17 protein-coding genes and 1 pseudogene are annotated in these 21,705 nt (G+C 68.8%); 8 read left to right on the top strand and 10 right to left on the bottom strand.

The window, feature by feature from the left end; all coding sequences use genetic code 11:
• Both BBH68_RS22530 and BBH68_RS22525 read left to right on the top strand, forming a co-directional pair.
• Positions 1-547 (top strand): RHS repeat-associated core domain-containing protein (locus BBH68_RS22530; protein ID WP_141713043.1); only part of this gene is annotated, 547 nt, incomplete at its 5' end.
• Positions 548-549: 2 nt separating this feature from the next.
• A complete protein-coding gene (locus tag BBH68_RS22525; RefSeq protein WP_065965283.1) occupies positions 550-792 on the top strand; it encodes a hypothetical protein in 243 nt (80 codons plus the stop codon).
• 313 nt (positions 793-1,105) lie between these two features.
• On the opposite strand, the gene BBH68_RS39690 is transcribed toward BBH68_RS22525, so the two are convergent.
• Positions 1,106-1,896, bottom strand: a protein-coding gene (locus BBH68_RS39690) for an IS5 family transposase (RefSeq protein ID WP_425428834.1) whose coding sequence is annotated in 2 segments (ribosomal slippage) — positions 1,106-1,575 and positions 1,575-1,896 — 792 coding nt in all. Because the reading frame shifts where the segments join, the coding sequence is not laid out codon by codon here.
• 715 nt (positions 1,897-2,611) lie between these two features.
• On the opposite strand from BBH68_RS39690, the gene BBH68_RS22510 reads away from it, so the two are divergent.
• Positions 2,612-3,082, top strand: a complete 471-nt coding sequence (locus tag BBH68_RS22510) for a hypothetical protein (protein ID WP_174589070.1) — start codon at positions 2,612-2,614, stop codon at positions 3,080-3,082.
• 31 nt (positions 3,083-3,113) lie between these two features.
• Positions 3,114-5,252: a DUF6571 family protein gene (locus BBH68_RS22505; RefSeq protein WP_245738225.1), complete on the top strand. Its 2,139-nt coding sequence runs from the start codon at positions 3,114-3,116 to the stop codon at positions 5,250-5,252.
• Between the two features lie 249 nt (positions 5,253-5,501).
• On the opposite strand, the gene BBH68_RS22495 is transcribed toward BBH68_RS22505, so the two are convergent.
• The 8 genes and pseudogenes from BBH68_RS22495 to eccB form a co-directional block, all read right to left on the bottom strand.
• Positions 5,502-5,789, bottom strand: coding sequence for a WXG100 family type VII secretion target (locus BBH68_RS22495; RefSeq protein ID WP_065965279.1), 288 nt, complete (start codon positions 5,787-5,789; stop codon positions 5,502-5,504).
• A gap of 114 nt (positions 5,790-5,903) precedes the next feature.
• Positions 5,904-6,308, bottom strand: coding sequence for a WXG100 family type VII secretion target (locus BBH68_RS22490; protein WP_065965278.1), 405 nt, complete (start codon positions 6,306-6,308; stop codon positions 5,904-5,906).
• 268 nt (positions 6,309-6,576) lie between these two features.
• On the bottom strand, positions 6,577-7,818 hold the full coding sequence (locus BBH68_RS39685) for a S8 family serine peptidase (protein WP_076970707.1): 1,242 nt from the start codon (positions 7,816-7,818) through the stop codon (positions 6,577-6,579).
• 1,694 nt (positions 7,819-9,512) lie between these two features.
• Positions 9,513-9,986 carry a hypothetical protein gene (locus BBH68_RS22480; protein ID WP_245738223.1) on the bottom strand — a complete coding sequence of 158 codons (474 nt, stop codon included), beginning with the start codon at positions 9,984-9,986 and terminating at the stop codon, positions 9,513-9,515.
• 397 nt (positions 9,987-10,383) lie between these two features.
• A pseudogene (locus BBH68_RS43275) lies at positions 10,384-10,775 on the bottom strand (protein kinase domain-containing protein); the annotation flags it as partial.
• On the bottom strand, positions 10,772-11,317 hold the full coding sequence (locus BBH68_RS40830) for an outer membrane protein assembly factor BamB family protein (protein ID WP_158080291.1): 546 nt from the start codon (positions 11,315-11,317) through the stop codon (positions 10,772-10,774). The gene BBH68_RS40830 and the pseudogene BBH68_RS43275, both read right to left, overlap by 4 nt.
• Before the next feature lie 760 nt (positions 11,318-12,077).
• Positions 12,078-13,364, bottom strand: a complete 1,287-nt coding sequence (gene mycP / locus BBH68_RS22470; protein ID WP_174589069.1) for a type VII secretion-associated serine protease mycosin — start codon at positions 13,362-13,364, stop codon at positions 12,078-12,080.
• 3 nt (positions 13,365-13,367) lie between these two features.
• Positions 13,368-14,939 (bottom strand): type VII secretion protein EccB, encoded by a 1,572-nt coding sequence (gene eccB / locus BBH68_RS22465; RefSeq protein ID WP_065965275.1) that lies wholly within the window; start codon positions 14,937-14,939, stop codon positions 13,368-13,370.
• A 178-nt stretch (positions 14,940-15,117) separates the two neighbouring features.
• Here eccB and eccE point away from each other — a divergent pair, with 178 nt between their 5' ends.
• From eccE to BBH68_RS22450, 3 genes are all read left to right on the top strand, one after another.
• Positions 15,118-16,470, top strand: coding sequence for a type VII secretion protein EccE (gene eccE / locus BBH68_RS22460; RefSeq protein ID WP_065965274.1), 1,353 nt, complete (start codon positions 15,118-15,120; stop codon positions 16,468-16,470).
• Positions 16,470-17,333: a hypothetical protein gene (locus tag BBH68_RS22455; RefSeq protein WP_065965273.1), complete on the top strand. Its 864-nt coding sequence runs from the start codon at positions 16,470-16,472 to the stop codon at positions 17,331-17,333. Before eccE ends, BBH68_RS22455 begins: the two co-directional genes overlap by 1 nt.
• Before the next feature lie 136 nt (positions 17,334-17,469).
• Positions 17,470-17,700, top strand: a complete 231-nt coding sequence (locus tag BBH68_RS22450) for a DUF397 domain-containing protein (protein ID WP_065965272.1) — start codon at positions 17,470-17,472, stop codon at positions 17,698-17,700.
• A 97-nt stretch (positions 17,701-17,797) separates the two neighbouring features.
• Here BBH68_RS22450 and BBH68_RS22445 read toward each other — a convergent pair whose 3' ends face one another.
• Entirely contained in the window at positions 17,798-19,258 is a 1,461-nt protein-coding gene (locus BBH68_RS22445; protein WP_065965271.1) for an outer membrane protein assembly factor BamB family protein, read from the bottom strand.
• Positions 19,259-19,767: 509 nt separating this feature from the next.
• Here BBH68_RS22445 and BBH68_RS22440 point away from each other — a divergent pair.
• Positions 19,768-21,705 (top strand): SCO5717 family growth-regulating ATPase (locus BBH68_RS22440; RefSeq protein WP_281182488.1); only part of this gene is annotated, 1,938 nt, incomplete at its 3' end.

Here is a 21,705-nt window from a genome sequence, read left to right as displayed (position 1 = left end):
AGGCGAGACGGACTGCCCCCTCCGCTTCCCCGGGCAGTACGCGGACTCGGAAACCGGCCTCAACTACAACCTCTTCCGCTACTACGACCCCGAGACCGCCCGCTACCTCACCCCCGACCCACTTGGCCTTGCCCCGGCTGACAATGCCCATCTCTACATCGCCAACCCTTTTACCTGGACCGACCCACTCGGTCTAGAGGGCTGCAAATCAAGCCCTCGATTTGTCGACGGTGATATCTGGGACGACTCGTTCGAGCTGTCCGGCCAGAAAATTGAGACCATGGCGACCGTGCGCGCCGCCGGCGACACTCTGCATCTCGAAGGTTTCATGGTATTCCCGAAGGGCACGGAGGGACTCGCCCGGGCGCCCATCGGACCTGATGCGCTGAGGGAGATGAAGCATGCCCTGGCAGCACAAGCGCGCGCCGAGGGATACAGTACCGTTGTCCTCAACTATGAGCGCCACATCCCAAAGCCGGATGGGACAATATTCAAGCGTCCTAGCTCCATGACCTTGGATGTCGATAAGATATTGGGAGGAGGGTGAGTATGGATCGGCCACTCTTGGACGCGCTCGCGTCACAGTTCACCCACGAGGGCCTGGTTGATCAGGAAGAGGTATTCCAGAAATTGCGCGATCTTGGAAAATCTCCGATCGAGACGATTTACGTGGCATCCCAGGTCCTCGGCCTGTCATTGCCGGAAGCGAAAACGGCCCTCTACCGGAGCGCTGCCTGGCGAGACCAGCATGAGGCCTGGCAGGGCGTTCAATCCTCCCTCAGCGACAGCTAAGACCACCCACGACTCCTCTGGGCGCTCGTTTCATACGCGACAGTGCGCGGAGGCTCCGCCAGCGGCTTCCCGGCAGAGCCTCCGTGTCGCCTGGCAGCGGGAGGGACGACTGTCGCCGCTCGGCCTCGTCCCGGCCGCCCACGAGCCCGGGACAGGCGGCGATCGCCTCGGCCTCAGGCCCACCCCCGACCTCAAGCGACGTCGGTCTGGTTCGCGCCCTGCCCGCAGCTCCACCTGCGCCTCCCGCCCCCCCTGAAACAGGACCTGGACAGCAGAGGGCGTGCGGTCGGGCAGCATTCCCCTTTAAGAGCTCCTAACAAAGGCGTTGAACGTGTCGGTGGGTGATGAGGCAGGCGGCGAGGCCGAGGAAGGCTTCGTGGATGTCGTCGCGTCTCTCCCAGCGGATGCGCAGGCGGCGGAAGCCGTGCAGCCAGGAGATCGTTCGTTCCACGACCCAGCGGAAGATGCCCAGGCCGGAGCCGTGCGGCTGGCCGCGTTCCGCGATCACTGGACGGATACCACGCTGCCACAGCAGCCGCCGGTACTTGTCATGGTCGTAGCCGCGGTCCGCGAAGAGCATGTCCGGCCGTCGCCGTGGCCTGCCGACGACGCCGGCGACCGGTGGAACCTTGTCGAGCAGGGGCAGTAGCTGGGTGACGTCGTTGCGGTTTCCGCCGGTCAGCGACACCGCGAGTGGGATGCCCTGGCCATCGGTGAGGACGTGGTGCTTGCTGCCCGGTCGTGCACGGTCGACCGGGCTCGGCCCGCTTTTGGGCCCCGCCGGGCCGCCCGCACGTGGGAGGAGTCGATCACCGCCCGCGACCAGTCCAGCTGCTTGGCCGACCGCAGCTTCTTCAGCAGCACCAGGTGCAGCTTGTCCCATACACCGGCCTCGTTCCAGGCTGCCAGGCGCCGCCAGCAGGTCATCCCTGAGCCGAAGCCCAGCTCCTGCGGCAGGTACTCCCACTGGATGCCGGTGTGCAGCACGAACAGGATCCCGCACAGGGCCTGCCGGTCCGGCACCCGCGGCCGGCCCGCCACCAGCTTCGGCCCCGGCTCCGGCAGCAACGGCTCGATAAGCGACCACAGTTCGTCCGACACGATCCACGGCCGCGACTGACGTTTCCCCACGACCCGACCAACGAGCCGACAAGCCGACGGTCACGTGATCAACAACTTCTGTTAGGGCCTCTAAGACAAGAGCAACCACGGCCAGTAGATCCGCCCGGTGAGCCGGCTTCCTCGCCGGTGCCGAAATACTGCTGGCCCTGCTCTGCCGACGCTGGCGCAAGCCGACTTCGGTCACCGATGGTTCGATGACCATCCGATTGCTCACACAGCTTCCAACTCCCTTGCCCTGAAGACAGGTTGACCGCAAAGCCATTTAGAGCGAGTTGTCTCCGCCACCACAGCAGAGCCCTCCTCTGCACGCCAGAACAAGAACCGGTCTCAACTTAACGTTGCGCTAACACAAAGCGCTGGCGAGACACCTTGGACCCGGACCTATCGAACCGGGGGTAACAGGGAACTCTTGACCTGTGATTGAAGCGCGCCATGGAACCCGCTGAGCCACACACACGTCTATCTCCGTAAGTTTCCTTTCCGGACACCACTGGTTCGAGCTTCCGGCACGCCACGTAGTCGCGGCGTCATCCTCCGCGACGAGAACCCTCGCCTCCGAGGGGCGAAGCACACAAAACGGCCCATCGCTCGATCAGTGCGCCCGGAAAGGGGTGAATAACAAGGCACCAGCGTGCTAACTTCGGAAGGCTAATTTCCGTATGCGACGTGCCACTTGATGCCTAGCCATGGGGGAATCATGACCTTTGAGGACGAGTGGTCCAAGCTCCGCACCGACGCTGCCGCGGGGCAGAAGTCCACCCACATGCAGCTCAACCAGACTGACCCCCCTGGTCCGGGACTGCCCGGAGTGCTCACGTTCAAGTCGAGCTCCTCCAGGAAGAAGAGCGCCGTCAAGGCGTTGGAAGACACTGTCCAGCCGGACACCAAGACGGCCGGCGAGTGCGTCGACGAATCGACCGAGAAGGCCCAGAAGGAGTTCAAGGACTGGGCCACGGGGAGTGGGCTCACCGAAGCTCTTAAAGGATGGCATGCGTCGGTGAAGGCGCTCCAGGCCCGTCTCTCGCAGGAGAAGTCGGCGCTGAGCGGGGCCAACACGTATTTCCTCAACAATGACTACATGGTGGGGACGGGGCTCTCGGCGGTTGTCCCGCCCAGTCAGTACCCGGAGGACATCCCGTACCCGTCCCGTATCTCGAAGTACCAGTAGAGGGGGGCTCGTGCTCACGTACCACCAGGTCATGACCATCGATCTGTCCCTCCTCGAGACCGCCGCCAAGCAGTGGGACGAGGCCGCCAAGAAGTTCGAGGCGGTCCAGAAGGTCTATGACAGCCAGGTCAAATCGGTGGGACTCGACGGTACTTGGTCCGGTCAGGCGCTCTTCGTAGCGCGCCCCGACATGCAAAAGACCGGCGAGCAGTTCACCGCGGCCCCGAAGGAGGCGCGTGCGATCGCGTCGGTGCTGCGGGACGCGCACAGCCAGTTCGTGGAGCTGCGCGGAAAGGTGAAGTCCGCGGTCGAGGACGCGGTGAAGGCCGGGATGAAGGTCTCGGAGGACGGGCGGGCGAGTTACGACTTCTCCAAGGTCAGCCAGGACGATGCCTTCACCATCAAGCACGACCCGGATCTGCACAGCACCGAGCTGTCGTGGACCCGATACATCGAGGCGGCGGTCCAGGCGGTCGACGACGCCGACCAAGGTGTGAAGCTCGCGCTCAAGGCGGCCACGCAGGATCCCAATCCTTTCGATTGGGCCGTCAACGGGTTCAACGGCAAGGCGGAAGGGGACATCGAGAAGGTCGAGGCCAAGGAGGCCAAGGAGCTCGCAAGCAAGGTCAAGTCTGGTGAGAAGCTCAGCGACAAGGAGATGGCCGAGTTCCAGCGGCTGTTCCGGGACAACGAGCACAACAAGGAGTTCAGCCAGACGTTCCTGGCCGGCCTGGGCCCCAACGACACCATTGAGTTGAACATCAAGCTCAACGATTTGGCCAAGGGCGACGACAAGAAGGACTTCCGCGCCATCCAGGAAGGCGTGGCGACTTCCCTGGCGACCGCCACGAAGTCGCCCTCCGACCCCTTCTACCAGAAGTGGCGTGAGGGCCTGCGCAAGGCAGGCAGCAAGGACTTCGACGGGGGGACGGTCCCGCTCTACGGCTACCAGTCGTTCGTCGAGCTGATGAAACATGGAAATAACTATGGAAAGCAGTTCCTGACCGATGTCGGTAACGACATCATCGCCCTGGAGAAGAGCGACGGTATGGGACCTGGCCGATGGGACTCGTGGCAGGGCCCGGGCCTGTCCCCCCACAAGGGGATAGCGACCGACCCGCTGGACGGCCTGCTCGGCATCATGAGTAAGCAGCCGAACGTCGCCACGTCGTTCCTCGACCCCGGCGCGGACGGCAAGAACGACCACCTGAAGTACCTGCTCAAGGAACGCGAGTGGCCGACGACTGCCTCGCCCAACAGCATAGGGATTTACCGGAGCGACCTCCCCGACAACCGGGTGGGCTTCGGCGCGGCGTTGGAGGCGGCCGCCACCGGGAATCTTCCGGGCGCCGACCACACGCTCGGCTATCACACCGAGGCCGAGTCCCGGGTGATGCACGACACCATCAAGATCCTGGATGAAGGCCGGAAGGGAGCCGATATACCCTACAACCTGCGGGGAAGTCTGGGTCGCATGCTCGTCGACTACACGCCCGAGACCCATGAAATCCTGAGTGGTACGGGTCCGTACATGGACAAGGACAGCGTGTGGCACGACGGAACGGGTGACAAGAACGGCCATATGTCCGTTCCCAAGGAGAGCCTCACCCGCATCATGCGTGGCGTGGCGGAGGACGGTAAGGCGTTCGGTGAGATGTTCGACGCCGAGCGGCTCTACGCTGCGGGGACGCTGTCCAATACGAACTTCAGCGACCCCAACGAACGCGCTGCGGCGATCGAAGGGGCATCGCACGTCTTCGGTTTCTACGACGGCGTCAGCTCCGACATCGCGCGCGACGAGAAGAACGACACCATCTCGTTCGCCAATCACGCGCAGACGGCCGAATTCGTCGTCACCGGAAGCATGCAGGCTGCTGCGAGCGCCCTCAAAGGCCAGCCCACCGGATTCATCACGGATGCCGCCTACCGCATTCTCTACGCGGGTGCCTACGACTGGAAGGAAGACCAGATCGCTCAAGCGAACGCCCTCGCCGCCCAGGAGACGGAGTCTCACTTCACCACCGGCCAGAAGCAGGTGAACCATATGGTCGCGGGGTGGGCCCAGACAAACGGCTACGGCGTCGACAGCGGGCTGTCCCGGCACCTCGTCGGCTCCGGGCAGGAACGCTACGACAGTGCACGGACCGAAGCGCTTATTTATTTGGACTGAACTGATGAGAGTGAGCCGTTGAGCCGGGACTTCGCTCGGCTCACGGACTCGACTGGCTATGTTTGTCTGTCAGCCGCCGGCGGGGGCTCTGCCTCCCCCGGCGGCTTTCGCATGTGGGTGGGGAGGGCGGCGGGGGCGCTGGTCCGTGCGGCGGCCGAGTCGGTGGGAATGCCGCCGGAGTCCGCGGAAATGCCGATGGGGCGGACGGCGGTGTGAACCGCCGCCCGCCCCATCGAGGAGGCGAATCGCTCAGTAGCCCAGGCTGAACAGCTTCGACGCCTTCACGTCGGTGGCGTGGTACGCGTCCTTGCCCGACTCGACCAGCGCCGCGACCTTCGTCACGAGACCCTGGATGTGGTCGGCCCGGGCCTGGAACTGCTTCTCGGCCGCGAGCATCGCCTGGTGGGCCTCACCCTCCCAGCCCTCGGTGACCTTCTTCACGGCCGCCTGGATGTCGTTCATCTCCTTGCGGACGTTGCCGGCCGCCGTACGGAGCTGACTGGCGAGCTGCAGCACCGACTCGTAGTCGACGAGCATTCCGTCTACTGTGGACACTTGTCCCCCAACTCGTTAGTTCTTTAAGCGTTTTGTCAAACGGCGCAGGGGTGCCATGGTGCCACTGCCAGGCACCCCTTTCCGCATGGGTCGGGCTTAGAAGCCGTCGACCTTCGAGTACGAAGCGATCGGGGCGTCGGTGCCGGCGCCGAGGCCGCCCACGCCGCTGCCCGGGGTGATGTGCCCGCCCGCGGCCGAGCCGTTGACGTCGATGGCCTTGAGCTGACTGGCGATGTCGTCGTCGTTCGCGCCACTGGCACGGTGGGTCAGGGCCACGGCCTCGCGGATACCGTCGACCAGGCGGCGGACGGCGTCGTGGTCCTGCTCCAGGTCCATCTGCGCCTTCTTGAAGGCGCCGGCGCCCTGGCCCTGCCATCCCGAGTCCACCGTGGCGAGGATGTCGGCCATCAGCTTCATGTTGCTGGCGAAGCCCTGGATGGACTGGTCCAGCTCATTCGTGAATGTCTGGAACGCGGAATCGCTAACCCGCTGCTTGCTCATTTTCCACCTTCCCCCATGAGTTGTTGGCGAGTTGATCTGGGGTTTCACTCTTCAACTCACCACTGTGCGTGATTCCTTGCGGATTCAACGTACTGTTACTAGGTGTACTACACATTGTGGCAAACGTCGGCAACACCTCGCTCGTCGTTCACAGTTGTTACATATGTTGAACGAGAGCTCGGTGCCCGTCGGCACCCCTGCTCCCCGGGGGTGTCTCGGCGGAGTACTCGGTCCGGCACTCGGCAGTGGCAGCTGGTCATTGGCCGGCCTACGCCCTGCCGCGGCGGCGTACGAGCGCGAAGGCGACGGCAGCTCCCAGGAGAACGGCGCCTGCGCCAATGGCGATCCAGAGAGTACTGCTATTGTCGTCGTTTTTCTTGGGTTCCGCGACGGTTTTCTTGTCGCTTTTTTTGTCGTGCTGCGGGGTGGGCGTCGACTGGGGGTCGGCGCTCGGGGACTTGGAAGCGGACGCGGATGCGGAGGGGTCCGGTTTGGTCGCGCCCTCGCGGGCGAGCAAGGGGTTGACGTCGGCCGGGCCGGGGTCTCCTTCGCCGTCCAGGAGGACCTTGCGGGGGCGGATGGAGCCGTAACCCACATAGATGCTGGGGAGCTTGCCGGTGGTGGGCTTAGCGGCGGTTTGCATCATGACGCGCAAGACCTGATTGTTCGTCCACTTGGGGTGCTTGGCCCAGATGAGGGCTGCGGAAGCAGAAGCGATGGCGGTGGCCTGGCTTGTGCCGCCAGAGTTGCAGATGCCCTCCGTCTTAGTGCAGTGGATGGGGATGCCGTCGCCGAGAGCCACCAATCCTACGTGGTCACCGGAGGTTGACCATTTGGCGACGTTGCCATTGCGGTCGATTGCTCCTACGCCTACGACGCCGGGAATAGCTGCGGGGTACGAAGGCAAGTTGCCCTTTTCTCCATCGTTCCCTGCACCCGCCAGAACCAGACTCCCTCTTCCAAGTGCGTACTCAATGGCTGACCTGGTCTTCGGGTAATGATCGCTAGCTCCAGTCGACGACAGTGAAATGTTGATGACTTGAGCTTTTTGCCCGACAGCAAATCTGATTGCACGACTGAGTGCCGAGTCCACCGAGAAACCCTCGCCATCAACCGCAATCTTTACAGGTAGGATTTTGGATTCCGGAGCAAGGCCCTGGATCCCACCACCGGATCCAGTACCTGCAATCAGAGCAGCCATGTTCGACCCATGACCGTTGCTATCTCTCTCGGGACTTTTTTTGCCATCTGAGACATCTTTGCCACCGAGTACTTGACCCTTGAGCTCAGGAAGCGAGGTGTTTACTCCGGTGTCGATGACGGCAACCTTAATTCCCTGTCCCCGGCTCACCTTCCATATGGCGTCCGCCTTCATCGCGTCGAGGTACCACTGTTGCGAGCGAATATCCTGCGCCTCCGCAGAAGGCGCAAAACCAGCCGCGGAGACGAGTACAGCACCTGCCAGAGCCAGGAGGGCCCGACGCCGTACGCTAAGGGATGGAAGCTGCATCTAGTGGAAACTCCTCGAGTTAAACAGCTGTTCCGTGGGCTATTCGATAACCGGCGGGACAGTGTTGCGCCGACCGCCGGACCAAGTCTCTTCGTCCTCGACGACGTAGTCCGGCCTGGCCCCGGCGTTGCGCTGGTTACCACCGTGCGGAAGGGATGCCGAGGGTGGTACTGCGGCAGGACCGTGACTCCCACGCACGAGCCCCGATCCTCCTTGAGTGAACTCGGAGCGGCCCTCACGAGGGACACGCGGACCACCTGTGACACCACCGGGCTCCGACGCCAACCGTCGGCCCGAGCCCGTGCCGCTGGGAGCATGCGCGCCGTCGACCGGGTGAACTCCCGCTCCGACGGGACCACGCGGGAGAACACCTCGCTCCTCGCCCACAACCGTAGTGCGCGGCAAACCCCGGCCGGGTGGGTTCGTCCCCTTCGGACGGTCAACCATCCCTCCTGGCTCCGACACAAGTCGTCGTCCGGGGCCGCTGACCCCCGTCGTGTTCGGGCCGTGCCCGAAGTAGGTGCCCGGCCCGACGGGGCCGCGTGTCATGGGAGAGTGCGGCTCCTCGCCAATCACCATGCCACGTGGGATCCGCGGAGTATTGGTCTGTCCAACGCTCCGCTTTCCGCCGATGATTCCCTCGTTCGTCGGAATACGCGGGGGCACGCTTGACGGCCGGGGTGTACTCGGTGCGGACGGAGGTAGCTTGGCCAGTTGCCCAGGTCCGGGGATCGGGGCAGTCCGGTTCACAGGCGGGGTCGTAGGGAGGGTCGGCTTCGGCCCTGGGAGGCCGGTGACCGGGGGCAGTGTGGGGCCGTTCGACGGGATGTTGGGAACCTCGTGCAGCGGCGGAAGAGTGTTGGGCCTGTTGATCGGGTCCGGCGCCGGCGGGGCCTTGACGGAGTCGATAGTGGTGTTGGTCGGGTCCGGGGGGGTCGGGAGGTTCGGGACGCCCGTCCCGGAGACGCCCCCGCCACCGATCGGCGTCACAGGCGTGTGGGGGCTTACTCCAGCAGGGCTTGCAGGCGCGCTCTTCGGAGCTGCGATAGCACGGTCGGCTACGGAAAGCGGCGTCGCGTGAGACCCAGACGAACCGTAGCTTGCTGCGCTCGCAGAAGACGATGCGCCGAGAGGCGTCTCGTAGCCCTCGACCGGTGTCAGCGCATCTGGTAGCGGAGGAAAGTTCGGCTCCTCAAGCGCCGTCTTCATATACGTGTGCGCCGTCTCGTAGTACGAGTCCAGCTTCACGATCTGCTTGATGGCCTCTTGTCGGTCAGGCTCGTTCTTGAGCCGGGCCTTTTCCTTGTCCTCATCCACGTAGCACATAGGGACCAGCTTCGCGCCCGGTGAGTCCGGCTTCGGCATTGCCGACTTGACGTCGGCCAGGCCCAGTGCGGCAACACCTATGTTGTTGCCAATCCCCCACGTGTAGCTGGCCAAGTGCAGAGTCTGCTTGGACAGCTCCTCCATCCAACTGCGGAAGGCCTCAGCTCCTTCGCCCTTCCACTTGACATTCTCAGCGTGCAGCCGCATCTCCTCCGCGAGCCCAGTCAAATCGGTCCACGCGGCCATCAGAGCGGTACTCGCATCGCTCAACTTGGTTGAATCGGCGTGCTGCACAATCTCGTAGAGCTGCTGGTGACTCATTCCCTCGTATTTGCTGGAACCCGCATCACCCATCTGTACCTACCCCCTCAGCTTGCGTCCGGGCCGACAGACCTACCGTCATGCGAGGAGTCGCCCGACGCCCCCGACTGACCCGACTTCGGGGCACGGTAGTACTTCTGCGCCTCTGCTTGGATCTCCTGCATGCGGCGCCTTTGCTCGGCGTCAACACCGTCGTATCCTTTTTCGGCAATCAGCGCCGCGATACCCAATGCCTCTAGCTGGTCACCGAAGGTCTTGGAATAGATTTTGATCTTCTCGTGAACCTGGTTGTACATCTGCGACAAGGCATCGGCAGATGTGAGGGTACTGTTGCCGTAGGCGGCCCGAGAGATGGTTTGCTCGTCAAGCTTCGTCTTGGACGCAGGCGACTTCTCAAGATCGGACAAAACCTTGTCAATCCGGCTCTTGAACTTCGCCAAGGTCTCCGCTTCCTTGGCCATGCCCTTGCCGAACAAGTGCGACTGTGGAGCCGAACCGCCTGGGTCGACTGGTTTCGCCACCGCATCCTCCCCGTATGACACCAACGATGTCCTGAGCCACTCTAGCGATCCAGCCTGGGTGGCCCAACTATCGTATCGTCAAGGTTGATCGACGACTCTGTAACAGAGCACTACTCGGGGACCCTGCACAGCCGTTGCATCGTCAATCATCGATCCGCACCCCGCACCGCGGCGAGCGCGAGGCCCAACCGCCGGAGGCAACGCCCCGGCGCCAACCCTGAGATTACGGCCGAACGCAACGTATGGGCGCGCCATGACTCTGCTGTTGACCTTGCTAATAACGCCTCGTGACTTTGGGGAATCTCGGCGCAGACGGTCGGCGATCCCGTGACGCTGCGGATGACGACGGTCGACCGTTCGGGGCGGCACCCGCCAGGGCCGGCGGTCGCGTTGTGATCGAGTGCCGGTCAGGGACCTCCAGAGCAAGTTGGGCGGCGCCCAGTTCCCTGACACCCAGGTCGTCGAAGGTCCCGTACGTTTCGATGTGCTGGTCCAGCGTTGGTCCGGCCAGGAACCCAGTGGCCATCCACGGCCAGCTTCCTTCGTACCAGGCTCCGAGGTACGCGCGCGACGCCGGTACTGGTGAGGGCCTGCGCGACCTGCGCCTCGCGAACGAAACGCTGAGCCATGTTCGGGTCAGATGCCAACTCTCTGCGGAGCACTTTGACTGCGACTGCCCGGCCGGCGCCGTCCCCCGAGGTAGACCCTGCCCATACCGCCGTCCCCCAGCACGGCCACGAGGCGGTATGGACCGAGACGAAGGGGGTAGCCAGGACCTAGAGGGTTCATGTGATGATTGTTTTCCTGTCACTCGAAAGGAACGGCACACGCGAAATCGCCGCTCGTCTACACAAGGGTCGCGGCACGATTATGGGCCACGAACGCGCCGCCGAAATTTCCGGGGACACGGAGGTCCAGGCGACTTTGTGGGTACGCAGGTCGACAGCGCTGATCCTGGCATTTCCATCGACAGCGACATAGGCGTATTTTCTGCCGATGACGGGGCTCGCCAGGAGATTGGGTATCCCTCCCAGGCTCACTTCCCATAGCGGCTTGCCACTGTCTGCCGCTATGGCGACAAGTCCGCGGGTCCCCTCGGCCACGTACACCGCGCCGTTCTTGACCGCCGGTCTGCCGTACGGACGCTCGCCCTTCTTGATGTCGCCCTTGGCTCGGCCTTCACCGAATTTCCATACCCTGTCTCCGTCGGAGAGCCGGAACGCATAGACTTTCCCGGCCCCGAAGTAGACGTGTTCCCGGTCGGCCGCAAGTTGGCCAGGGTCCAGATGCTGGAAATCCAGATGTTCTCGGGGCAAGTCCCAGGACCACACCAACCGACCTGTGCGGGTGTCCCGGGCGGGACGAGGTGTCCCGTCGCCGCGTACGCCAGCACCGAGCCCAGGGCGTAGATGTCGCCCGGCGGCCGGGGGCGTCCGCCCGTGAGCTGCTCCGGCGCGACACTGCCCGAGGCGAGGCCCGGCAGTCCCGATCGCTGCTCGCCGTCCGGCGCCGCCGCCCGTACGGCGCCGAAGCAGGTGAGCAGCGGGCCGCCCGCGGTGATCAGCACTGCGGCGGGTGACAGGCCCGCGTGCGTCACGCCCGTGGCGTGCAGGGCCGCCAGGGCCTCCACGAGGGCGGCGCCCAGGGCGCCCACCGTGTGTTCGGGGAGGGGGCCCTGATGCGCGGCGAGCGCGGCCGTCAGTGGCAGGGCGGGCAGGTATGGGGAGGCGTACCAGGGTGCTTCGGCCGTGCCGCCGGCTTCCGTCACGGGTGCGAGCCAGGGGTGGGGCGGTCGTTGCCGGGCGGCCGTCGCCTCCGCGGCGAAGCGGGCCGGGTCCGTGCCGGGCAGCGGCAGGCTGATCAGGACCGTACGGTTTCCGCCCGGCAGCCGTGCGATGAAGCGGCGCTCGGGGACCGGTATCCGGTCTCCGTCCGCGTCTAACCGGGCCACGACGTCATAGGGGCCGAGCCGCCGGGGGTCGTCCGGGCGCAGCGGTTCCATGGATGACGTTTCCCCCCTCGCGACAGCCGGCGGCACCACCTTACCGACGAGTGGGGACAACGAAGTTCCCCCTCCGCTAGGCAACTTGGCTACGCGGTTCGGCGGCGTCGTCTGTGTTCGTGGAGTACGGCCGCCGTGCCCGTGATCATCGCGACGAGGAGGGCTGCGCCGCCCAGGATGTAGGTGGCGAAGCGCTCTTTGCGTTCCTGGGGGGTTTCGCCGAGGGTGAGCGGGGCGGGGGTGGGGGCGTCGACGTTGCGGGCGGGGCTTTTGTCGAGGGTGACGTGGTCGATGGGGTGGTCGTCCTCGGTGAGGGCGCGGACGGGGTCCACGACGCCCCAGCCGACGTAGGCGTCGTGGGCGTTGACGGCGCGTTCGGCGGTCTGCTCGATCTGGGCGACGACCTGGTACTGCTTCCAGTCGGGGTGCTTGGCGCGGATGAGGGCGGCGACGCCCGCGACGTAGGGGGCGGAGAAGCTGGTGCCGTTGTCGACGCACTGGCCGCCGCCGGGGACGGTGGAGACCATGTCGACGCCGGGGGCGGCGACGCCGACGAAGTCGCCCGCTTGGGAGAAGGGGGCGCGCTCGTTGTTGCGGTCGGAGGAGCCGACGGCGAGGACGCCCTTGTAGGCGGCGGGGTAGGTCTTCTTGACCTTGCCGTCGAGGCCGTCGTTTCCGGCGGAGGCGACGACGACGACGTCGTGCTCGAGCGCGTTGTTGATGGCGCGTTCGAGGTTGTTGTTGGCTTGCAGCGGTTTGACGGTGTCCTGGGAGATGTTGATGACCCGGGCGCCCCTCGTGACGGCCTTGTCGATGGCCTCGGCCATGGTGTCGGTGGTGCCGGAGCCCTTTTCGTCGTTCTGCCGGATCGGGATGATCTTGGCCTCGGGGGCGAGGCCGACGAAGCCCGTGCCCGGGTGGGGGCGGGCGGCGATGATGCCGGCGACCTTGGTGCCGTGGCCGACCAGGTCGTCCGTGCCGTCGCCCTTCTTGCCCTTTTCCAGGGCGTTCTTGCCGGACTTGCGGACCTCGAAGCCCAGCTTGGTGTCGACCGCGTCGGTGAGCTGCGGGTTCTTGATGTCGACGCCGGTGTCGATGACGGCGACGAGGACGGGGCGGCCGGTCTTCTTGTCGATGCCCTTGGTGTGCTGCCACAGCTGGTCGAACAGGACCCGTTGCAGGGACCAGGGGGTGCCCTTGATCTGCTTGGCCGGGTAGGTGCACTCCCCCGCGCCCGTCAGGGTGAGGCCCGGGTCGGCGAGGGCGGGGGTCATGGGGCCGTGGGCGGCGGAGAGGGACGTGAGGGCGATCGCCGTGGAGAGGAAGATCGCCTTCTTCGCGGTCCGCCGTGGCTGCCGGCTCTTCGTGTCGCTCATGGCCTACGACCCCTGCGGCTGCTTGGCGCTGTTGGTGTCCAGGCGCGGTCCCCTGGGCAGGAACTCCGACCAGTTGGCGGGCACCGGCACCGGGATGACGTCCTGGTAACCGAGCCTGATCTGGGCCTTGTTGACGTCCTGCTGCGCGGCGTTGGTTCCGGACTGGCCGGAGTCCTCGTCGCCGATCTTCGACTTGTCCGTACCGCTGTCGTTGTTGGACTGGACGACGTAGCGGAGTCCGGTGTCCGTGACCAGGAAGATGGAGCCGTTGCTGGTCTGGCGGCCGGTGACCTGGCGGTAGAGGAGGCCGGAGCCCGGGGTGACGTAGGCGCTGGTGGCCCCGTCCGGGATGGTGGCGGGGAAGTCGGTGCCCGCCCAGGTGGCCAGCCTGGGGGTGCGCTTGGAGGTCATTCCGCTCATGATGCTGCAGACGGTGTCCCGCTCGGCGCTGCCCTGGGTCTCCTGCTGCTCGATGGAGTTGGCCTGCTCGGGGATCCGCGTCGGCCAGTCGTAGTCGCCGTAGAAGTTCCCCTCCGGGGTGAAGGAGGCGGTGGCCACCTGCTCGGCCTGGCTCTTCTGGCCGAGGCCGGCGAGCTGCTTGCTGCGGAGGAGGAGGGTGGCGACGAACTCCGAGACGCGCTGCACCTTGCCCTTCAGCACGACGTAGTTCTGGGTGCCGGTGCCGGTCTCCGCTTCGAGGACCATGCCGACGTGGTTGGCCCGGTCGGGGAGGGTGTCCACTCCGGCGTTGTCGCCGATCCGGCCCGGGAGTTCGGGGAAGACGATGGGCTGGCCGTCCTGGAAGGTGGCCAGCCAGTCATCGGTCACGCGCTGCGGCTTGGCGCCGTCGCGGAAGAGGGCGCGGAGCAGGAGGTCGTAGTCCGAGGGGGCCAGCTGCTTCCACTTGGTGCCGCCGATGAGGTACTTGGTGCCCTGGGGGTCGACGAGGTAGCGGGCACCGTTGCGCCCCTGGACGTAGAGGGCCTGGGCGCCGCTCAGCCGCTGGTTGCCGCGGAGCTTCTTGCCCTTGGGGTCGCGGTCGGAGAAGAGGAAGACCGCCTTCTGGGTGGTTTTCCCGTTGCCGCCGGGCTGTTCGCAGACGGCCCATTCCTTCTGCTTCTTGGCCTCCTCCGCGCTGGGCAGGCGGTCGGGGGCGTACGGGATGCCGATCGTCGGGCCGCGCGGGATGTGGCCGCTGTCGAGCTCGGACTCCTTCACCTTGATGACGCTGGACTTGTCACCGGAGAGGACGAGCTTGGCGGAGGCGAAGTTGAGGACGGGGTGCAGCTGCACCTTGCCGTCGGTCTTGAGGATCACATAGCGCGTGGTCGAGTCGCTGCCGACGATGACATGGGCGCCCACCTCGTCCCAGCCCTTGGGGGCGGTCGGTTTGAACATGCCCCAGGCGCCGAACCCGGCGAGGATCAGGGCGCCTATGACGACACCGGGGAGGACCGTGCGCAGCGGGCGCGGGGCGCCCTCCTCCGTACCGCTGGGTGAGGGTTGCAAGAAGGCGGCGACTGTCCGCTTCTTCGCGAATGTGTAGGCGTTGAGCTCATCCCGCCGTGATGCCATCTTTAGCCGTTTCTCCCCGCTTTTCGGCCTCGGTCGTCGGGCACTGCCCTCGGTCCGGGTGTCTACCGACCCTCTACTATGCCGGGAAGGAATTGGCTCGTGTCGCTCGGGGACGATCCGGCCACGGACGTCCGCCGGGTCTTTCGGGTGTGTTTCGGACTTTAAGGGGCTGACGGGGATGGCTGCCGCCACGCGCGCACGCACCGCGGGGAGCGGATCCGGCCGGAGGAGGTCGGGCGAGTCCCGCTCGCGGACGCCCTCCGGCTCCGCGCCCGGCCCCGCGCCGACCCCCGCCGCGGGAGCCGTCACGCCGCGGCCGGCGTCCCGGCCGGGCAGCTTCGGGCCGGTGCGGCTGCAGCAGTTCGTGCTGATCGAGGTGGCCGCGGCGGTGGTGCTGGTCGCCTGGGTCGTGGACGAGCTGCTGCTGGTGCCCGCCGCGGTGGTGGGGCTGGTGCTGGTGCTGCTGGCCGTGGTGCGCCGCCGGCAGCAGCCCATCTCGGAGTGGCTGAGCACCGCGGCGGCGCTGCGGCGGCGCAGGCGGCTGGCGGCGAAGCCGCTCGACGCGGGCACGGACCCCGGCTTCGCGATCGCCGTGGAGTGCGAACCGGCCCTGCGGACCCTGACGTTCATCGACCGCGACCGGCGTGCGGTGGGGATGGTCGGGGACGGCACCTTCCTGACGGCGGTGCTGCAGGTGGAGGCGGTGGACGCGCCGCTGCGGCCGCAGCGGGCCCAGCAGCCGCTGCCGCTGGCCCTGCTGCGGGACGCCATGGAGGTGGACGGGATCCTGCTGGAGTCGGCGCAGGTCGTCCAGCACACGCTGCCCGCGCCCGCGCACCACCTGCCGCCCCAGTCGCTGGCCCTGCGCAACTACGCGCCGTTGCAGGCGCAGACCGGCGCTCCGGCGGTCCGTATGACGTGGGTGGCGCTGAAGTTCGACCCGGAGCTGTGCCCGGAGGCCGTGGCCGCGCGGGGCGGCGGCCTGGGCGGTGCGCAGCGGTGCCTGCTGCGGGCGGCGGACCAGTTGGCCAGCCGGCTCCAGGGGGACGGCTTCGGCGTGACGGTGCTGTCCGAGGAGTCGCTGACCGCCGCGATCGCGACGGCGGCGAGCGCCAACCAGCGGGCCACGGCGCAGGCCGGGCGGCGGGACACGCCGAACCGCCGCACCCTGGAGAGCGCCCGTGCCTGGCGGTGCGACGACCGCTGGCACACGGCCTACTGGATCGGCCGCTGGCCGCAGTTGGACCCGGTGGCGGCGCCGCTGCCGCAGTTGGCCGCGCTGCTGACCTCGCTGCCCGCGCTGTCGACCACTCTGAGTCTCACGCTGCGCCGCGGCGGCACGCTGGGCGGGCGGCACGCGCCGACGATCAGCGGCCATGTGCGGATCACCGGCCGCAGCGCCGACGAGCTGGTCACCATCCGCAAGGAGCTGGAGCGTACGGCGCGCGGGGTGCGGATCGGGCTGGTGCGGCTGGACCGCGAGCAGGTGCCCGGTGTGCTCGCCACGCTGCCTTTGGGAGGGACCCGCTGATGGCCACGCCCACGACCGCCCCGAACGGGGGCGTGTTCCCCGGCCCGGGGGTTCCCGGCCAGGGTTTCCCCGGCTCCGGCCTCCCCGGCTCCGGCCTGCCCACGGCCGGCGGCCCCGGGCAGCTGCCCGAGCCGGAGCCCGCGCCCGCGCCGCCGCCGCGCAAGCAGTGGTACGGCTTCGGGTTGCTCGGCCCGCGCCGGCAGCGGCATGAGGTGCCGCCCGAGCAGTTCGAGTCGCTCGCGCTGCCCATCGGCGACGACGGCATCGTGATCGGCGCGGACGGGCAGGGGCAGCCCGCGGTGCTGGGGCTGCACCGCCCGACCCCGTTCAACGTCCTGCTGGTCGGCGGCCTGTGGACGGCGCAGGTGATCGGCCTGCGCGCGGTCGCCACGGGCGCCCGGGTCACCGTGGAGACCGGCCGTCAGCAGATGTGGACGACGCTGGCCCAGGCCGCCAACAACAACCAGCAGTGCATCACCCTGCACGACGTGGGGCGGGTGCCGCCGCAGGGCGCCTCGGTCAGCAGCCCGGTACTGGTCATCCGGGACGCCGGGATGCGGCCGCCGCGCGGGCGGGTGACCGCGGCGCCCTGGCAGTCCGTGCTGACCCTCCTGCCGTATCTGAGCCCCGTCGCCCCGCGGCTGATGGAGAACGCCGGCCTGGTCGGCGTCCAGCGGGTGTCCCCGGACGAGGCCCAGCAGATCGGCCGGATCATGGGGCTGCCGGAGGTGGACGTGTCCGCGCTGTCCACGCTGGCGGACGGGGTCACCCTCTGGTGCACCCGCCATGCGCGGCTGTACGTGGCGACGCAGCCGACCGACGCCGAGTCGGGCCTGCTGGGCGCGCCGCGCCGGATGGACTGACTCCGGGTCCGGCGTCGGCTGTCAAGTCGGATTGCCTCAACGCGCGCGGCGGACGACACTGTCCGCGACAGTGTCCACCCGCTCCGCCACCGTGGGCACGTTGGTTTCCGCTGTTTCCGAAGGGACGTACGAACCGATGGCCGACGCCCACGAGAAGGCCGAGCTGTACGCGCTCGACATCTCCGATGCCGAGTGGCTCAGCGCGCCCGGCAGCGCCTCCGAAGAGCGAGTGGAGATCGCCTATTTGCCGGGCGGCGCGGTCGCCATGAGGAATTCCTCCGATCCGGAGACGGTGCTGCGCTACACGGAAGCGGAATGGCGCGCCTTTGTGCTCGGTGCGCGGGACGGCGAGTTCGATCTGCAATAACGTTGTTCGCCGAGCAGGGCGTTCGCGCGCCCGTCTGCCCCTGGGGGTGGCGGGCGCGGTTCCGCTCCCCCGCCCGGGGCGAGCGGGCCGGCGGTGGTCAGGGGCGGAAGGCCACGATCATCGCTTCGTCCGCTCCGGAACCCGCGAGCCGGTCCGAGGCGATATAGAAGGTGCCCTTCCGGTAGATCCGGGACGCCGAGGCGAGCCCGACCTCCGCGGCCCTGGTGGCCTTCGGCAGCCGCAGCAGGGTCTTCGGCCGGCCGCCGGTCACGCCGACGACGGAGCCGGCCGCCTTCTCCGTCGGCTGCTCGTAGGCGATCAGGTCCTCGCCGCGCACGCTCAGCGGAAGCAGCACCCGGCCGGGCACCTTGGACGTCCACTTCCGCTGTCCCGTCCGCAGGTCGAAGGCGTGGATCTCGTTGGTCGGGCCCCGGCCGCCGTCGGGGCTCAGCTCGGTCGGGAGGTAGAAGGTGTCGGAGGACGCCGCGACGCCCCGGCAGCCGCCCGTCCTGGTGCCGAAGAGGTCCTGCCCGCACTCCGGTTGATAGGACCGCTCGCCCAGGTCGAGGGTGGAGCGCCGCGTCCCGCGATCCGAGAGCGCCACGATTCCGCCCGACTTGTGGTGGTCGTCGGCGAGGGAGACCACGACGGGGTCGGTGGAGTAGATGTTGCTGACCTTGTAGCCCTCGCGGACGCGGTACGTCCAGGACACCTGGCCGGTGGCCGTGTCGAGCCTCTGCAGGCCGGCGGTGCCGTCGTCGCAGGAGTAGGCGCGCAGCAAGGACCGGCCGCCCGCGAAGCCGTCCACGCGGCAGCCCGGGGGCAGGGCGCCGGCCGGGACCCGGCGGCCGTCGCCGACCGCGACGACGGCCGAGCCGCCGTACCAGGACAGGCCGGCCAGGTCACCGCTCTGGGCCAGGCCCATGCCGAGGTGGTCGCCGCGGGGGCCGCGCGCGGCCGGGGCGCGCCGGTCCCAGAGCTTGGCGCCGTGGTCGAGGTCGATGAGCGCCAGCCGGCCGCACTCGTCCTTCCCCGGCCCTCCGTAGGCGATGACCACCGTGCCCCCGGTGGGGGATTCGGGGGCCGCGCACACCGCCCCGCGCAGGGTGACGGTCCACTTCCGTTCGCCGTGGTCGCCGTAGGCGATGACCTTGTCCCGGACGGCCTTGACGACATGACCGTCCCTCACCCAGAAACCGGGGATGTCGGCGCCGTTTTCGGGGGCACCGGGCGCGGGTTCCCGGAACAGCACCTCGGCCTCGTCCGGTCGGCGCGCGTCGCCGGGGGCACGCTCGTCTCCGCGCCGGCCACTGGTGGTCCCGGGCCGGCCGGTGGGCCCGGCCGGGAGCGGGTCCGTGTGCGTCCCCGCCCGGGCGTGACCCGGCGCGGGGGTGCGAGGCTCGCCGCCGCCCGCCGCGGCCCATACGCCCGCTCCCGCGGCGAGGAGGGCGCCCACGGCCGCGCCGATGACGAGGGTTCTCCGCCGTCTGCCGGGCTCTCGCCCACCGCCCGTGGGACGGGTTGGCGGCCGGTCGGGGGGCTGGGGCGGCTGCGACATCGCGCTCACCTCTTACGCGGGTCCGCGGACCGATCGGCCTCCCCCCGCGTTCCAGAAGGCCGTTCCTCCCGGAAAGGAGCGATTCGGTCGGGGATCCCGCTGTGCCAACGGCATTCGAGCGGGGAATCTTTCTATCACCCGGCGCCGGGGCGCACCGACGGTCGCGCGGCCTTCCGCCCGCGCCGCCCGCGCTTTCCGCGCGCTGCGGCGTGAGCCTTCTCCAGGGGCGGCGGGCGTTTCGAAGACGCCGGAAGGAGAGGGAAAGTGTGTGCGCGCGGCATACGCGGCGTTGCCGTCAGGCGTGCGTGAGGTACCGGACAGCGGCGGGGGCGGGACGGGCCTGCCCCTGTGGCGCGCATGGTGATTAGTCTTGGTGTGCACGAGGGAGAACCTGATCTCGGGTGCCCGCGTCGCAACGGGGAAAGCCGAGCGGTCGGACGACAGTAACGATCGGCAACGATCGGCCTCGCCAAGATTTTCAAAGGTGCTCGACCACACCAGGAGGCATTGTGAGTAGCGATCGGGACGAGATCCGCGCGGGCGGAACCACACCCGGCGATGATCGGTCCGACGCGGAGACCGAGCACACGGGCGAATTCACCATCGATTACACCCCGCCTGCCTGGTACACGCAGAACGCTTCCCCCTCGTCGGCGACATCGGGCGGTACGGCCTTCGGCGGCGGCGGTACGGGCGCCGGGAGCGGCGGGGGCGCGGCGACGCCTCCTCCGCCCCCGACGGGCGAGCCGGTGGCCGTCCCCGGCCTGCCGGAGCCGAACGGCTCCGCCCCCGCGTGGCCGGCGCCCGGCGCGCCCGCCGCCGGGGCTCCCGCGGGGGAGGCCGCGCGGGGCGAGGCCGCGCCCCCGGAGGGCGCGCGCGAGTTCGGCGCCGAGCGCCCCGAAGGGCCGGGGGCGCCGTCGGGTTCGTCCGATTCCTCCGACTTCACGTTGCAGCCGAGTGCGCCGGCCGCCGCGGCTGACGCACCGTCAACTGACGCCGCGTCGGCCCCCGGGCCGGGTGAGGGCGGTCCGGCCGGCGGTCCCGAGCGGCGGGAGCCCGTGGCGCCGCAGGCCGCCGACGGCGTCCGGGAACCCGCTGAGGCGTCCGGAGGCGGATCCGGTGACGCCGGCTCCGGTGACCCCGGGTCCGGTGACCCCGGGGACGACGCGGCATCGCGGGGCGACGGATCCGCCTCCGGCGATCTGGCCGCCCACGCCACGATGCGCTTCTCCCCCGCCGCCCTGCACCGCGAGATCGCGGACCGGGCCGGCGGGGCCGACGGCGCGGGGGGAGCCGGAGGGCCCGCTGGATCCGCTGGATCCGCTGGATCCGGCGCAGACGAGCCGTCCGGAGCCGTTCCCGCCGACGCGCCTCCCGCCCCCACGGACGCCGCACCGCCCGCCGACGAGGCCCGCAGCGGCGATGTGCGCAGCGAGGGCACCCTGCGGTTCTCCACGGCCTCGCTGCGCCGCGACATCGCCGAGCGCAGGGCCGAGGGCGCCGAAACGGCGGACGCCGTGCCGCCGGTGGCCCCCGACGCCGAAGCCGGGCCCCAGGCGGCCCCGCCCGCCGCACAGCCGCCGCAGGCCCCGCAGCCGCCCGCCGCGTGGGCCCCGCCGGCCGCCCCCCAGGCCGGACTGCCGCCGCTCCCCCCGGACTTCCAGCCCGCCGCGCCGCAGGGCGCGGCCGAGGCACCGGGCGGCGGCGCCGCGCAGCCCGCGCCGGGCGCGCCGTGGCCGCCCCAGGGCGCCGGTGCCGCCGGGCCGGGGCCGCTTCCGCAGCAGCGTACGGACACCCCGCAGCAGGCACCCGGCGGGCCCGCCGGGGACGGCTCCTTCGCCCAGCAGGCCGCCGCCTGGCCGCCGCCGGCCCCCGGCACCGAGGGGCAGCCCGCCCCCGGCGCCCCGACCGGCCCGCAGCCCTCCCCCGCGGCCCCCGGGCAGGGCGGTTACGGCTTCCCGCAGCAGGCCGCAGGCCCCGGCAGCCCGCAGGCCCAACCCGGCCAGGGACCGGCCGCACCCGGCCAGCAGGGCGGCTACGGCTTCCCCCGCCCCGCCGATGCCGCGCCCGCCGATGCCACCCCCACCGGCGGCGCCCCGGTCACCGGCACCCCCACCGCGACGCCCGGCCCGCAGCCCGGGCACGGCGCGCCCGGCCAGGGCCCGGCGGGCCCGCAGGCCGGGTACGGCTATCCGCAGCAGAGCCCGGGCGGGCAGCCGGCCCAGCCGGGCGCGGACCACCGCGGTTATGGATATCCGCAGCCCGGGGCGCCCGGCCCGATCCCGGCCCAGCCCTCCCCCGGGGCCCCCGGCCAGGGACCGGCGGCGCCACAGGGCGGTTACGGCTTCCCGCAGCAGGCCGCGGGACCGGGCAACCCCCAGCCCCAGCCCGGCCAGGGACCGGCCACGCCCGGCGCCCCCGGCCACCAGGGCGGCTACGGCTTCCCC

The organism is Streptomyces sparsogenes (assembly GCF_001704635.1).
In the GTDB taxonomy this organism is placed as follows: Bacteria; Actinomycetota; Actinomycetes; order Streptomycetales; family Streptomycetaceae; genus Streptomyces; species Streptomyces sparsogenes.
This window is presented reverse-complemented; position numbering and strand designations above follow the sequence as displayed.

Excerpts from the sequence above, each read along its gene's own strand:
- mycP (WP_174589069.1), bottom strand. The coding sequence starts at position 13,364 with ATGAGCGACACGAAGAGCCGGCAGCCACGGCGGACCGCGAAGAAGGCG.
- eccB (WP_065965275.1), bottom strand. The coding sequence starts at position 14,939 with ATGGCATCACGGCGGGATGAGCTCAACGCCTACACATTCGCGAAGAAG.
- BBH68_RS22525 (WP_065965283.1), top strand. The coding sequence starts at position 550 with ATGGATCGGCCACTCTTGGACGCGCTCGCGTCACAGTTCACCCACGAG.
- BBH68_RS22490 (WP_065965278.1), bottom strand. The coding sequence starts at position 6,308 with ATGAGCAAGCAGCGGGTTAGCGATTCCGCGTTCCAGACATTCACGAAT.
- BBH68_RS22445 (WP_065965271.1), bottom strand. The coding sequence starts at position 19,258 with ATGTCGCAGCCGCCCCAGCCCCCCGACCGGCCGCCAACCCGTCCCACG.
- BBH68_RS22510 (WP_174589070.1), top strand. The coding sequence starts at position 2,612 with ATGACCTTTGAGGACGAGTGGTCCAAGCTCCGCACCGACGCTGCCGCG.
- eccE (WP_065965274.1), top strand. The coding sequence starts at position 15,118 with ATGGCTGCCGCCACGCGCGCACGCACCGCGGGGAGCGGATCCGGCCGG.
- BBH68_RS39685 (WP_076970707.1), bottom strand. The coding sequence starts at position 7,818 with ATGCAGCTTCCATCCCTTAGCGTACGGCGTCGGGCCCTCCTGGCTCTG.
- BBH68_RS22505 (WP_245738225.1), top strand. The coding sequence starts at position 3,114 with ATGACCATCGATCTGTCCCTCCTCGAGACCGCCGCCAAGCAGTGGGAC.
- BBH68_RS22450 (WP_065965272.1), top strand. The coding sequence starts at position 17,470 with ATGGCCGACGCCCACGAGAAGGCCGAGCTGTACGCGCTCGACATCTCC.
- BBH68_RS22455 (WP_065965273.1), top strand. The coding sequence starts at position 16,470 with ATGGCCACGCCCACGACCGCCCCGAACGGGGGCGTGTTCCCCGGCCCG.
- BBH68_RS22495 (WP_065965279.1), bottom strand. The coding sequence starts at position 5,789 with ATGCTCGTCGACTACGAGTCGGTGCTGCAGCTCGCCAGTCAGCTCCGT.